The organism is Burkholderia sp. B10 (genome assembly GCF_004368385.1).
In the GTDB taxonomy this organism is placed as follows: Bacteria; Pseudomonadota; Gammaproteobacteria; order Burkholderiales; family Burkholderiaceae; genus Burkholderia; species Burkholderia vietnamiensis.
The window spans coordinates 121189-135246 of record NZ_PQMX01000008.1; the positions used below are offsets into that span (position 1 = coordinate 121189).

General features: G+C 62.4%; 10 protein-coding genes and 1 pseudogene. 8 read left to right on the plus strand and 3 right to left on the minus strand.

Annotated elements, in window-relative coordinates; genetic code table 11:
* Positions 1 to 152 precede the first annotated feature (152 nt).
* Entirely contained in the window at positions 153 to 503 is a 351-nt protein-coding gene (locus C3Y15_RS06765) for a VOC family protein (RefSeq protein WP_069239078.1), read from the plus strand.
* 835 nt (positions 504 to 1338) lie between these two features.
* Here C3Y15_RS06765 and C3Y15_RS06770 read toward each other — a convergent pair.
* The 3 genes from C3Y15_RS06770 to C3Y15_RS06780 all read right to left on the minus strand — a co-directional run bounded on the left by C3Y15_RS06770 (position 1339) and on the right by C3Y15_RS06780 (position 3485).
* Positions 1339 to 1992, minus strand: a complete 654-nt coding sequence (locus C3Y15_RS06770; protein ID WP_124259951.1) for a hypothetical protein — start codon at positions 1990 to 1992, stop codon at positions 1339 to 1341.
* A gap of 370 nt (positions 1993 to 2362) precedes the next feature.
* A complete protein-coding gene (locus tag C3Y15_RS06775; protein WP_069246124.1) occupies positions 2363 to 3163 on the minus strand; it encodes a transporter substrate-binding domain-containing protein in 801 nt (266 codons plus the stop codon).
* A gap of 25 nt (positions 3164 to 3188) precedes the next feature.
* On the minus strand, positions 3189 to 3485 hold the full coding sequence (locus tag C3Y15_RS06780; protein ID WP_134206819.1) for a hypothetical protein: 297 nt from the start codon (positions 3483 to 3485) through the stop codon (positions 3189 to 3191).
* On the opposite strand from C3Y15_RS06780, the gene C3Y15_RS06785 reads away from it, so the two are divergent.
* The 7 genes and pseudogenes from C3Y15_RS06785 to C3Y15_RS06815 form a co-directional block, all read left to right on the plus strand.
* Positions 3478 to 6657: a type VI secretion system Vgr family protein gene (locus tag C3Y15_RS06785; RefSeq protein ID WP_069246125.1), complete on the plus strand. Its 3180-nt coding sequence runs from the start codon at positions 3478 to 3480 to the stop codon at positions 6655 to 6657. The genes C3Y15_RS06780 and C3Y15_RS06785 overlap by 8 nt on opposite strands.
* Positions 6658 to 6707: 50 nt before the next feature.
* The gene (locus tag C3Y15_RS06790) at positions 6708 to 11327 is read left to right on the plus strand and encodes an RHS repeat-associated core domain-containing protein (RefSeq protein ID WP_081335127.1); all 4620 of its coding nucleotides are present in this window, start codon (positions 6708 to 6710) and stop codon (positions 11325 to 11327) included.
* A complete protein-coding gene (locus tag C3Y15_RS06795; protein WP_059460809.1) occupies positions 11324 to 11749 on the plus strand; it encodes an SMI1/KNR4 family protein in 426 nt (141 codons plus the stop codon). The genes C3Y15_RS06790 and C3Y15_RS06795 overlap by 4 nt, the downstream gene beginning before the upstream one ends.
* A complete protein-coding gene (locus C3Y15_RS06800; RefSeq protein WP_224056240.1) occupies positions 11742 to 12290 on the plus strand; it encodes an RHS repeat-associated core domain-containing protein in 549 nt (182 codons plus the stop codon). Before C3Y15_RS06795 ends, C3Y15_RS06800 begins: the two co-directional genes overlap by 8 nt.
* Positions 12290 to 12619 (plus strand): hypothetical protein, encoded by a 330-nt coding sequence (locus tag C3Y15_RS06805; RefSeq protein WP_011883097.1) that lies wholly within the window; start codon positions 12290 to 12292, stop codon positions 12617 to 12619. The genes C3Y15_RS06800 and C3Y15_RS06805 overlap by 1 nt, the downstream gene beginning before the upstream one ends.
* A 39-nt stretch (positions 12620 to 12658) precedes the next feature.
* Complete coding sequence (locus C3Y15_RS32185) at positions 12659 to 12931, plus strand: hypothetical protein (protein WP_224019505.1); 273 nt, start codon at positions 12659 to 12661, stop codon at positions 12929 to 12931.
* Positions 12873 to 13943, plus strand: a pseudogene (locus tag C3Y15_RS06815) (IS256 family transposase); the annotation flags it as partial. The gene C3Y15_RS32185 and the pseudogene C3Y15_RS06815, both read left to right, overlap by 59 nt.
* Positions 13944 to 14058: the final 115 nt, after the last annotated feature.

Here is a 14058-nt window from a genome sequence, read left to right on the forward strand (position 1 = left end):
CCGACGTAACAATCGCAAGTCCGCTTATGGACAGTCACGCCTGTTGCATGATGCTCAAGCTTCAATCACTGCATGAGTCCGGCCGACGCTGCTGTGAGCCAATTATTTTGGCGTCTGATACATTCGGTTGGCATCCATTTCGGGGATACGTCATGAAACTTCGGACCGTGTATTTGAAGGTGAGTGATATGGAGACGTCCACTTCCTTCTGGGAGCGACTTCTCGGATATGAACCGCTGAAGCGGTCCGGCAAGTGGACTGAATTCATGATCGGCACAAACAGACTGGGCCTTTTGTTAAACGATTTTGGAGATGAGATAAAAGGTAGCAGCTCCGTCCCTGCCTTTGAGTTCGAAGAAAATGCACTTCACGAATTCGTGAATCGGGCAACAGAAAACGGGGCCTCCATCGTGATGGACGGATTGAAGATCGAGTCCATGAAAAGCATTGTATTGAGCAGCCCCGACGGACACGAGTTCGAGCTTTGCATGTGCCGCAACTAACCAACGGCTGTGCAGTTCATCGCATGTCCTACGAACGACCGCTTGGCGGCGACGAAGGGCCGTTGCAAGAGCCACGACGAATGTCCCTTCCGGGTCGATCACGGCCCTTGATGAGGTGACGTCCAGGCAATCTCAGACCTGATCTGCCTCCGACTGAGAGGTTAGGTCTGGACTTGCACATCTCGGTCCCCGAATCACCAATTTTGTCGCGATTATGCCGCGCTTGCTTGCGCCAATCACTGACGTGATGCGACGGTTGCAAAGTAACTTTTCATTGAACACAAGGCCAGCTTTTGCCGTCGCATCGGGGAGGGCTGCGGCACGGGAGTTTCTTTGCGCGCAGCGTTCCAGATCGCAGGGTGCTTCTCGACACGGCTGGCGTCATGCGACGTATTTGCCGGCTATCTCCAACTTTGTCTCCAAGTAAATGAGTGTTTTGGAGATACACTTGGAGATAGTTGGACCCTTGACCAGTAAGGCTTTCGGGGTGAATTGAGCATATATCTCCAAATCTCCAGAAGTTTTCTGTTCGGGCGGCCGATGATCGGCGACTTACGCCACAATTTTTCGCTCGATGGCCTCATCCGCATTGGCTCACCCGTTTGGGGGTATGTTTGGGGGTTCATGTTCCAACCGTCGATTTCATTTTCTTTTTGAATCAATGGGTTGGATATGGATTGTTGATCCTGCAGCCGCACCATATTGAACGAAGGGCCGGGAGATTGATTCTCCCGGCCCTTCGTCTTTTCTGCTTCCCCGCGCGACACACGTGATTCCGGGCGCATGCTTGCTTCGCGACCCGACGCCCGCATCCCCCGATTGCCGCCGCACATCGCTAACCGACGCCGTTGCGCTGCAGCCAGTCTCGAAGGCAGTGCTTGCATACCGATGTCCCGCTTTCGAGCAGGGCGCGGCTGCGGTCGCCCGATTCCATTCGATAGATGCCTGTAGAGAGATCGATATCCGGTCCCAGCGCACGAAGAAGGAAGGCTTCGTCGAACCAGAATCTGTTTTCTGCTTTCGTTGAGATCACGACTACATTGATTAGTCGGCCATGCGGCCCCGCGTCACGCTGATCGATCAAGCCTGCCAGGGCGGGCGATGTACGCGAACCGAACGTAATCCCGTGGATATCGCACTTGACGAGTGGACCCTCCACCGTCGCATTGTCGGCGACGACCGCCGTGTCGAACGCGCGTGACACGTGCGTTGGCGAGTCCGGTTGTTCGCCTGAACGTACGAGCAATTCATCCAGGCAAGCCGGGCAAACATGCTCGCACGCCCGGTCGAGCAACGCGAACTTTCGCAACTCGGTGACATGCGCGACGCCGTCGACATGGTTGGCGGTGACAGCATGCTCGTCCAGATCCGCGCGCGTCATCCATACGACGTGGCTGCGTTTGGGTCGATCCAGCGATACCCGCACCAATTCATCGGGCTCGAATCGTCCGCGCTCGCGAATTTGGTCGCCGATGCGTTTCGCAGCCACCGTGAATGGCCGCACGCCGTGTCTGGCGCACAACGTTTGAGACCTCCTCTGTCGTTACCTCGTCATCGACTACTTCACGCGTGGACCGACGCCATGTCGGTTGCGGAACGCCCACGCATGTCTGCCCTTCGCCGGAGCGTCGGCTCCCCCGGCGTTCAACACGTCCATCCCGTACGTCATGCAGCTGTTGTTGGACACGTCCTAGGCACCGTCTGGGTTGTCGCGAGTGGTGCGCACCATGCGCAGCGACGTGGCGGCAGCGTGTCATCGTCAGGAACGGCCGACCGAGTTCTCGCGCCCAGCAGGTGCCAACGCGTCACGCCCTCCCCAACGCGAAGAACGTGACGCATCGCCCGCCACAAGAGACGCCCTACTGCGCAACCGGCACCGTCACGTCACTACCGAACCAGTGCATCGAGATCTTCTTCAACGTGCCTTCCTTGCGCAGCGAATCCAGCGCGTCGTTGATCGCCTTCTCGAACTTCGGATTGCCCTTGTGGAACGGGATCGCCATCTCCTGCTTGCCGCCGTTCAACACCGCGCCCGAGCGCAGCGGCAGGTTCGACGTCTTGATCATGTACGGCAGCATCAGACGGTCGTCGAGCGTGGCCTCGATCCGGCCCGCGGCGAGATCACGCAGCTTTTCCGGCGCGCCCGGATACGTCTGCACTTCGATGCCCGGCACGCTGCGCGCCATCTGGTCGTAGTTCGTGCCGAGCGTCACGCCGAGCTTCTTGCCCTTGAAATCCTCGAGCGACTTGAAGTTGCGCGTGTCGTCCTTGCGCTGGATCAGCTGCGCGGCCGAGTACGTGTACGGCTCGCTGAAATCGAGCGCCTCCTTGCGCTGCGGCGTGATCGTGACCTGGTTGACGATCACGTCGAACTTGCCCGCCTGCAGCCCCGCGATGATCCCGCTCCATTCGGTCGGCACGAACTGCGTCTTCACGCCGAGCTTGCCGGCCACCGCGTTCGCCACGTCGACGTCGAAGCCCTCGAGCTGGCCCGACGTGCCGCGCGAGTTGAACGGCGGATACGTGCCTTCGAGCCCGACACGCAGCACGCCGGCCTTCTTCACCGAGTCGAGCAGATCTTCAGCGTGCGCGGCGACGGCCGTGAAGCCAAGGGCCGACGCAAGCAGCAGGCCCGACAGCAGGAACTTCGAACGTTTCATCGTGGATCTCCAGTGTTCAATGTGGTCAGAGGGCGCCGGGCATCGTCGTGCCCGAACCGGGCCGGACTACGGGCACGTAGACATTACGCGCAACCGGCCCCGACCGGAAGTCGAATTGGCCCCGATTGCAATCGATTTCAGCGAACGGAATGCGGGCGAACCGGTCGTCGACGCCATTCAGGACACGCTTAAAAGTACCCATTCGAGTCAGGGAATTTTTCCGAATCGCGCCGTAATTTGTCTGTAAAATCGCGCGAGCGAAATCGCTCAACGCGCCATCCGAGGGTGCGTCAAAAGAAGAAAAGGCCGTTGCCATGAACATGCAGAACACTGTTGCCGCATTGCGCGGCGGGTTGCTTCAGCAGGACCGGCTGTTGAAGCTCGATACGCCACTGGGTGCCAACGTGCTGACCGTGCAACGAGCGGTCGGCCGTGCGCGCATCGGCCGGGCCTATGAATTCACGCTCGACGTGCTGTCGACCGACAGCGACGTGGAGCTGAAAAAGCTGATCGCGCAACCGGTCACGCTATGGATTCAGCAAGCCGACCGCAGCTACCGGCCGGTCAACGGCTACGTGCACACGGCGCGGCGCCTGGGCGCCGACGGCGGGCTCACCACCTACCAGCTGACGTTCGCCGATTTCACCCATTTCCTGAAGTTCCGTCGCGATCAGCGCATCTGGAACGACACGACCGTCGACCAGATCATCAGCGACGTGCTGAACCAGCATCCGCAGGCGCGCGGGCATTTCCGCTTCGCGCTGTCGCAGCCGCTGCCAAGCCGCTCGTACACGCGCCAGCACGACACCGACTGGCATTTCGTGCATCGGCTGATGGAGAGCGAAGGCCTTTACACCACATGGCAGCAGGCCGACGACGGCAAGTCGCACACGCTCGTCATCACCGACAACCTGCAGGCGTTCGCGCCGCTGTCGCCGCAAACCGTGCGCTTCTATCGCGGCGGGGCAGCGAGCGATGCCGACGCGTTCACGCAATGGTCGGGCACGCGCACGCTGCAGAGCGTCACGCGCACGACACGCACGTTCGACTACAAGAACCCTTCCCAGCCGTCGAATCCGAAGGGCACGACGCTGCCGACGATGGCCGATCAGGGCGAATTGCCCGACCAGCTCGAAGTCTACGAGTACACCGGTGCGTACACGTACCTCGACCAGACCCGCGGCGACCATCTGACGAAGATCCGGATGGAGGCATGGGAGTCGCAGGCGAAGCGCTTCCACGGCGCGGGCGGCGTGCGTGCGATCGATGCGGGTCGGCGCTTCACGCTGTCGGATCATCCCGAACACGATCGCGATCCGGCCGACCAGCGCGAGTTCGCGACGATCGGCGTCGACTGGTGGATCGAGAACAACCTGCCGGTCGCGAGCAGCAGCGCGGACTTTCCGTACAGTCTGCGCGAAGCGTTGACGCAAGCTCAGGAAGGCTACGGGGCCGATCCGGCATTTCGCGTGCCGCACGACGACGGCTCGGTGGGCTTCTATCTCGTCGAAGTCGAAGCGCAGCGGGTGAGCGTGCCGTATCGCAGCCCGTTCGAGCACGAGAAGCCGAAGATGCATCTGGAGACGGCGATCGTCGTCGGCCCGCAGGGCGAGGAAGTCTATACGGACGAGTTGAACCGGATCCGCGTGCAGTTCGTGTGGGATCGCCTCAATCCGGGCAACGAGAACGCGTCGTGCTGGGTGCGCGTCGTGCAGTCGGACACGGGTGGCGGCTACGGCGGCGTGCACGTGCCGCGCATCGGCGAGGAAGTGCTGATCGACTACGTCGGCGGCGACTGCGACCGGCCGCTGGCGGTCGGGCGCGTGTACAACGGCGCGAACCAGCCGCAGTGGCATAGCGACGGCATTCTCTCCGGATACCGCTCGAAGGAATATTCGGGCAGCGGCTACAACCAGCTCGTGATGGACGATGCGACCGGGCAGAACCGCGTGCAACTGATGAGCAGCAGCGCGAACAGCCTGCTGCATCTCGGCTACATCATCGACCAGAACGGCAACACGCGCGGGTCGTATCTGGGCAGCGGCTTCGATCTGCGCTCGGACGCATACGGCGCGGTGCGGGCGAGCCGCGGCCTGTACGTGACGACCCATCCGAAGGCAGCGAACAGCCAGCCGCTCGACGTGACGGAAGCGCAGCAGCAGCTCGTGTCCGGGGAGAGCCTGATCGAGGCGCTGTCGGGCGTGAGCGAGCAGCATCAGGCCGAAAGCCTGAAGGACGCGCAGGAGGCGATGCGTGCGTTCACCGACGCGACGCAAGACCGTGCATCGGGCAACGCATCGGGCGGCCGCACGGCGGGCGGCGGCACGGGGAGCGCGAACGCGTTCAAGGAGCCGGTGATGCTGTTCGGCAGCCCGTCGGGGATCGCGATGTCGACGCAGGAGTCGCTGCACATGGTCGCGAACGATCACGTGAACGTCGCGAGCGGCCAGAGCGTGCATGTCGCGGCGGGCAAATCGCTGATCGGCAGCATCGGCCAGAAGCTGAGCCTGTTCGTGCAGAACGCGGGGATGAAGCTGTTCGCGGGCAAGGGCAAGGTGGAGATCCAGGCGCAGTCGGACAACGTCGAGGTGACCGCGCAGAAGGCGGTGAAGGTTGTATCCGCAACCGACCGGATCGAGATCGCGGCCGATCAGGGGATTCTGCTGACGAGCGGCGGGGCGTACATCCGAGTCAAGGATGGCAACGTCGAAATCCACGCACCGGGCAAGATCGATGTGAAGGGCGCGTCGCATACGTTCGCCGGACCGGCGAGCCTGGGCTATCCGTTGCCGAGCGCGCGGCCCGATCAGCCGGGCCAGCTGGAGCTGTTCCACAAGTACATGAACGGCGAGGCCGTGAAGGGCGGGCTCTTCACGGTGAAGGACGTGAATGGCACGGTGCTGAAGAAGGGCGCGCTCGACAACAGCGGCTATACCGTCGTCAGCGGCTTGCCGCCGGGCGCGGTGCGCGTCGAGTTCGGCAAGGATCCGCGCGCGTCGGACCAGCCGGCGAATTACTTCAAGCAGGCGAAGTGGCCGGCCGAGCCGGTGGCGCCTTCGCCGGAAGCCGCGCAGGCGGCGGCGAGCGGACAGCTTGCGAGCCAGTTGCAAGGCATGGCGCCGGCGGCATCCACGGCGGCGATGGGGTTCGCGAGCGGCAGCGGCGCCGGCGCCGCACTTGGCGGGCTCGCGGGCGCCGCGTTGCCGGCCGCGGCGGCTGCGGTCGGCGGAGCGGGCGTCGCGTCGGCCGTGCAGACGGCCTCCAGCCTTAGTGGCGCGGCAAAGCAGGTGGCTGCAATGGTGCAGACCGCGCGCCAGGGCGGCCTGGCTGCGCTCGCCGCGCCTGCCGCAAATGCTGCGTCGGGCGCGCTCCAGAGCGCGTTGCCCAGTGTCGCCGGAGTTGCGGGCAAGGCCGCAACGACGACGGCGACGGCGTCGGCAGCAGGCGGCATGAAGCTGCCGACGAGCGGCTTCGGCGGACCGTTGAAATCCTGAGAGGGCGGCGCGTCAGCCGTCTTGAGAAAACGAATTGAACGAACCACGACATGGCACAACAACTTCCACCCGGCGCCGAGAAGGAAGAAGCCGTCACCTGGCTCAGTGACGTTTCGGCGAAGGACGTCGCGGCGGTCGGCAACCGCTTCGACGCATGGCTGCGCCGCATCAGCGGCAATCACATCACGTTCGAGGACGTGAAGACGTTTGCCGGCGCGGTGCCGATCGTCGGCAACATCATGGCGATGGTCGATGCGCTCGGCGACATCGCCGAGATCGTCGAGAAGCGCGGCGGGCAGGTGCTCGACTACATGAGCCTCGCGATCAACCTGCTCGGCATCATTCCGATTCCGCCGACGCTCGCGCCGTTCCGGATGTCGGCGCGCCCGTTGCTCGCGCTCGTGCGTCACGAGTTGCTGGCCACGCGCAGCAATCTCGGCGCGGCGATCATCTCCGTGCTGGTCACGCACGTCAACGCGACGTGCGCGACCGAGATCGAGGATTTCCTCAACAAGCTGAAGGCGGGCCTCGTCGAACTGCTGGACGGCTGCGCATCGAAATCCGAGGAGCTCATGCTCGCGCTGGCGACGGGCATGGACCGCGCGCTGCACGGGCAACTGCTCGACGCCAACGCGAACCTGAAGCGCCAGCAGCAGCTCGCCACCAAGATGGCCGACGACCGGCCGTGGTACAGCCCGAGCCGGGTCGGCGATGGCATCCAGTTCGCATACGAAGGCACCAAGGCGCTCGGCAAGCAGGTCGTCAACAAGACGGCCGGGACGATGGCGAAGCTCGCGCCCGACGCGTGGCTCGAGCCGTTTCGCGGCGCGGTGACGTTCCTGCGGACCGAGGCGCCGAAGATCGCGACGTCGATCCGTTCGCTTGCCGGCAGCGAAGAAGGCAAGATGATGTGGCTGGTGTTGCAGCTGATCGAGGCCGTCGGGCGCGTCAAGGCACGCGCGAAGCTCCATGAGCAGACGGCCGACGTCAAGGCTGCCGGGACGAGCCAGGCAAAGAAGACGCGCGGGCAGGAAGGTCTCGAGAAGACCAGCGGCCAAGCGCCGGCCGAAGGTCCGGGCAAGAGCGCGTGCAAGGCGTGCGGCATCGGCGCGTCGCCGGCTTCGATCGATTTCGCGTTCGGCGACGAAACCTTCTCGCACGTGGATTTCGATCTGCCGGGCGCGCTGCCGCTCGTGTGGGAGCGTACGTACCGTTCGCGGCTTTCCGCGTATGACGACGGCGAGCTCGGTGCGCGATGGATCACGCCCTATACGACGCGGATCGACATCGCGGACGGTCAGTGGATCTATCGCGATGCGGAAGGACGCAGCATCGAGTATCCGGCGCTGGCGGCCGGCGCAGTGCACGACGATCTGTCGGAAAACCTGACGCTGTCGCGACTCGACGACACCTGGGTGACGATCGCCTATGGCCATGACGCGCTGCATGCGTACGAGCGTCGTGGCGACGCGTTCCGGCTGGCGATGCAGAAAGATCGCGCCGGCAACACGATCACGCTCGACTACGACGCGCTCGACCGCCTTGCGCGGCTGATCGACGCGAGCGGCAACGTGCTCGCATTCGAGCACGACCGACATGGCCGGATCGTACGGATCGAGCATGTGCTGAAGGACGGTGCACGCCGGACGCTGGCGAGCTACGAGTACGACACCGCGGGCGACCTCGTGCGCGCGGTCGATCGTCATGGCAATGCGCGGACGTATCGGTATCACCGTCACCTCGTGACGCGCTACACCGACCGCACCGGCCGCGGGATGACGCTCGAATGGGATGGCGCGGATGCCGACGACAACGCGAACGCGAAATGCATCCGCGAATATGCCGATGACGGCAGCCTCGATCTGCGTCTCGCGTGGAACCCGAATATCCGCCTCACCTACGTGACCGACGCGCTCGGTCATATGACGCGCTACTACTTCAACATTCATGGCTACGTGTACCGGATCGTCTATCCGGACGGCAACCAGGAGTGGTTCCGGCGTGACGCGCATCACAATCTGGTGATGCATATCCGTCAGGACGGCAGCGTCGAGCGGCGCGAGTATGACGCGCGCGGCAATCTTGTCGAGCACGAACGCGCGGACGGCAGCGTCGTCGAAATGGCCTACGACGACAAGGACCAGATGATCCGGCTCGTCGATCCGAACGGGCACGTGTGGCAACGCAAGTACGACGATGCGGGCAATCTCGTCGAAGAGATCGATCCGCTCGAGCGCTCGACGAAGTACGCGTACAACGACAAGGGGTTGCCGACGCAGATCACCGATGCGAAGGGCGGCTCGAAGGCGCTCGAGTACAACGATGCCGGGCAGGTCACGAGCTACACGGATTGCTCCGGCAAGAAGACGGAGTGGCGGTACGACGATATCGGCCGCGTGATCGAGACGAAGGACGCATCCGGCGGCGTGATCGCTTATGCATACGGCGCGAGCGGCCAATTGAGCGAGATTCGCTCACCGGCCGGTGTCGAGCACGTGCAGTACGACGCCGAAGGCCGATTGCTCGCGCATACCGATCAGCTCAATCGGTCGACGCGCTATGGCTACGACGCGGTGGGCCGCATCGCGAGCCGCGCGGATGCGCTCGGGCAGACGATCGCTTACCGCTACGACCGCCTGGGACGTTTGACGGCGCTCACCGATGCGAACTTCGCGACGTACCAGTTCCACTACGATCCGGCGGGGAGGTTGATCGAGGAAGTCGCGTTCGACGGCAAGTCGACGCGCTATCAATACGATCCAGACAGCGGCAGCCTCGTATCGATGGACGAAGCGGGTTGCGTGACGTCCGTCGACGTCGATGTGAACGGCCGTCTGCTGAAGCGCGTCGCGGGGGACAGCGAAGAGCGGTTTGCGTATGACCGCAGCGGCCGGTTGATTGACGCGGTGAATCGATACAGCCGCGTGCAGTTCTTCTTCGATCCGGTCGGCAATCTGGTGCGCGAGCATCATGCATACGACCTGTTCGGCGAACAGCGCAGCTACGTGTGGCATCACGACTACGACGAACTCGGCAACCGGCGTCGGAGCGTGCGGCCGGACGGGCATGTCGTGGACTGGCTGATGTACGGCTCGGGGCATGTGCACGGGATGTTGCTCGATGGCGAGGAGCGCGTGCAGTTCGAGCGCGACGATCTGCATCGCGAGACGGTGCGCGTGCTGTCGAGCAAGGTGGGGCAGCGCACGCACTACGATCCGGCGGGGCGCGTGCTGCAGCAGACGATTCAACGGTCGACGGCGCCCGCGCCACTGGTCGAGCGGCGGTATCGCTATGACGCGGTGGGACAACTGTCGCGAATCGAGGACAGCCGCAAGGGCGGGACCGACTATCGGTACGATCCGGTCGGACGGTTGGTCGAGGCGATCAGTCCGGTGGCGAAGGAGCGCTTCGCGTTCGATCCGGCGAGCAACATCATCGATCCGGTGCGGACTGCCGAGACGCCGGCATCGCGTCCGAGCCCGGTGCGGCCGGAAAGCACGTTGCCGGTCGAGGTGCCGAAGGTGCTGGGCAACCTGCTGAAGGCGTATGCGGGGATGCACTTCGAGTACGACGCGCGCGGGAATTTGGTGCGCAAGCGGACGCCGGTGGGCGAGCAGCAATACGAGTGGGATGAGTTCAATCGCTTGCTGTCCGCGCGTGTTGCGGAGACGTCTCGGCAGAGCGAGGCGCGGTATTTCTATGACGCGTTCGGCCGGCGTATTGCGAAGGAGGTGAACGGCGAGCGGACGGTGTTCGGTTGGGATGGTGACACGCTGGCGTACGAGAGCGACGGCGAGCGCGGTACGCACTATCTGTACGAGCCGCGGACGTTCGTGCCGCTGGCGCAGTATGTTGCGGAGCCGGTGGAGGGCATTGCGACGCCGCAGTGGAAGAGCACCGATCGCTATGTGCCGGAGGAGGATCCGCTACAGAAAATGCCGGAGCGGCGGGGCGACGCGGCAGTGTTTTACTACCACTGCGACCAGATCGGGACGCCGCAGTTGCTGACCGATGACGACGGTGACGTTGTGTGGGAAGCGTCGTACAAGGCGTGGGGTGAAGCGCGGGAGGTGATCGCGCGCGCGTCGAAGGCGACGGGGATCGTGGCGAAGAATGCGCTGCGGTTTCAGGGGCAGTGGGGGGATGATGAGACGGGGCTGCATTACAACCGGTATCGGTACTATGATCCTCATTCTGGCCGGTTCGTTAGCAAAGATCCGATTGGTTTGCAAGGCGGCCCGAACATCTATCAATACGCTGATAACCCGACGGGCTGGATTGATCCACTTGGTCTCGCGAAGCGATGCGGGTGCCCATGTGGCGTTGAGCCACACGGTAATCAACCGAGCCCCCGGCCGTCTGCCTATCAGAGTCACCACATCATTCAGGATCGTTGGGCGAAGGCGAACGAAATCAAGGGGTACAACTATCGAGAAGCTCCTGCAATTCTCATCCCACAAAACCCGATCCACAAAACGATCAGCGATAGCCAGAACGCACGTCGTGATGCAATGACGGCCGCAGGACAGGACCCGTGGGCTACAAGCATTCAGGATCAATTCAACTATTCGTCGCAAGATATGCGGGCTGCTGGGATCTCGGACGATTGCCGTAAGCGTGCCTTGAAGAAGGCGTACAAGTACTTCGACAAACTCGGAGCCATCAAATGACGGATTTCACAGCGTTGCTGGGTGTCGACTTTCACAGAAGTGCCCCCTCCACCCTCGCAGAAATCGCTGGCTTGGAAAAGACACTAGGCGTTCTGCTTCCATTGAACTATAAGGACTTCCTTGCGTGGTCGGATGGGGGCGAGGGCGAAGTTGGCGAGCTCTATCTGTCCATGTGGACCGTTGAGCAGGTCATCGAACTCAATGCCTTGTACTCGATCGCGACACGCATGGGCCGGGGCTTTGTGGGCATCGGTACGGACGGTGGGGATTATTGCTTTGCTCTGGATCTCCGAAGGGACGAACGTTTCGTTGTCGTGCCGCTCGGAGCGCTAGCTGAGGATGAAGTCAAATCACTGGCAAGCGATCTCGTTGCCGGGCTGACCGCCATCCGCGACGGCCGCATAACGGGCAACGATCTATAACCGGCACAGGCCCCATGATCCCAACACCGGTCGGTTTGTCAGCGTCAGCAAGGACGCGATCGGCTTGGCCGGTGGCTTCAACGTTTATCAGTACGCGCCCAACCCGATCTTGTGGACAGATGCACTCGGTCTAGCGCGTGAGCTGTCTGGATGCGATAGTTCAAACCGCCCTTTAAGCAGTAGCCAATATTCAGTGCTTCATGAGGTTCAGCTTGCTCCTGGTCAGGAGGTGGGTAGCGACCCATCGCATTTCAGGGAAGCAAATCGACAGTTCGATGCAGCAATGCAAAGCGATCCACAGTTCAAGCAAATGATGGATCAACATTATTCCGGGGTTTCGGATCACGTTGCGGCTGGCCCACGAGGCGGATACAAATCAAGTGCCCCGCCCGGGTTCTCGTGGCATCATCATCCGTGCCGTAAGGGGGTTCTGCAGTTGGTCCCGATGTCTCAGCATCAGGCGCCTGGCCCTGTTCAAGCTGTGCTGCATCCGGGCGGCCAAGGTGGCAAACAAAATTGGGGAGGCGGACGCGCTCGCTAATGAACAAGATCACGACCCTTCGAGACGTGCTTGACGGCATCGACAGGCAACCTTGGGACTTCGCGCTATACATGCCACACGGAGTCGACTGGAATGAAGGCACGCCTTGCGCAGTGCTCAATCCAGACGATTTCGACAATGAGCCAGATCCCGACAGGCCGAGATTCGCCGTCGATCACGGATTGCACTACGCACTTGGAATTCAAGTGATCAAAAGCGTCGTCGAAAATGCTAGAGCACAGCGGCAAGGCGCGACTGTGTCGGACTTGGTAAGCGCCTTCGTCTACTACTACGACAACGACGCCTACATCGACTGGTCAAACGGATGATGTCACACGTCTGCGAATTCGGCACGGTACCGAAACTGGCTGCACTATAACCGGCACAGGTACTATGATCCCAACAGCGGCCGGTTCGTCAGCAAGGACCCGATCTGTAGTGGTCAACTGATTGGCTGCTTGCTGTTTGAACTCGGGGGAAAACGAACGACGTTGCTTCGGCATCAGACACCTCTCCATGGGGACCTATCCGTGATTTCGTGGGCGGGGCATATCATGAGGTGTAAAAGTCATGGATATGCCAATGAAGAAGAAAAGGCAAACTGTAGCGCGTCAGGCAGCGGCCCGCGGGCCGCTGCCTGAACTGCCCAAGGAACTGCTGGACCAGTTGGTCAAGGGGCCGATGACGCCGGCCGAGGTTCAGGACCTGATGCTGGCGTTCAACAAGGCAGTCATCGAGCGCGCGATGGGCGCCGAGATGAATCTGCATTTGGGCTACCGACCAGGCCAGTCCAAGCCGCCCGGTCAGGCCAACGAGCGCAATGGCGCCAGCGGCAAGACGGTCATCACCGATCGTGGCCCGGTTCGGGTCGAAGTCCCCCGCGATCGCGACGGCAGCTTCGAGCCGATCCTGATTCCCAAGCACGAGCGCCGCTTCACCGGCTTCGACGAACGCATCATCGCGATGTACGCTCGCGGCATGAGTGTGCGCGAGATTCAGGCCTTTCTGGCCGAGAGTTACGGCACCGAGGTATCTCCCGATTTCATCAGCTCGGTCACCGACGAGGTGATGGCCGAAGCGCTGACTTGGCAGAGCCGCCCGCTCGAAACGATGTATCCGGTGGTGTTCTTCGATGCCCTGCGGGTCAAGATCCGTGACGATGGTGTGGTCAGCAACAAAGCCGTCTATCTGGCCCTGGGCATCCAGGCCGACGGCCAGCGCGACGTGCTGGGCCTCTGGATCGAGCAGACCGAGGGCGCCAAGTTCTGGCTCAAGGTGTTCAACGAACTCAAGACGCGTGGCTGTCAGGACATCCTGATCGCCGTGGTCGATGGCCTGAAGGGGCTGGCCGAGGCCATCAGCGCAGCCTATCCCCGCACGACCGTTCAGACCTGCATCGTGCATCTGATCCGCAACAGTCTCGAGTACGCCAGCTACAAGGACCGTAAGGCGCTCGCCGCAGCGCTGCGCCCGATCTACGCGGCCGCCAGCGAGGAGGCGGCAAGGCAGGCACTGCAAGACTTCGCTGACGGCCCTTGGGGCGCGAAGTACCCGACCATCGTGCAGTCGTGGCAGCGTGCATGGGAGCACGTCATACCGTTCTTCGTGTTTCCGCCGGAGATTCGACGAGTTGTCTACACAACGGATGAAATGCACAAGTCCCGCACCGCGCTTCGCTCGTTCGCTATGTTCGCGCCTGCGGCCACCGTATCGGCGCGCTGTCTGATTTGGGGCGCGACTGTTTCCACCGGTTAAACAGTCTCTGATA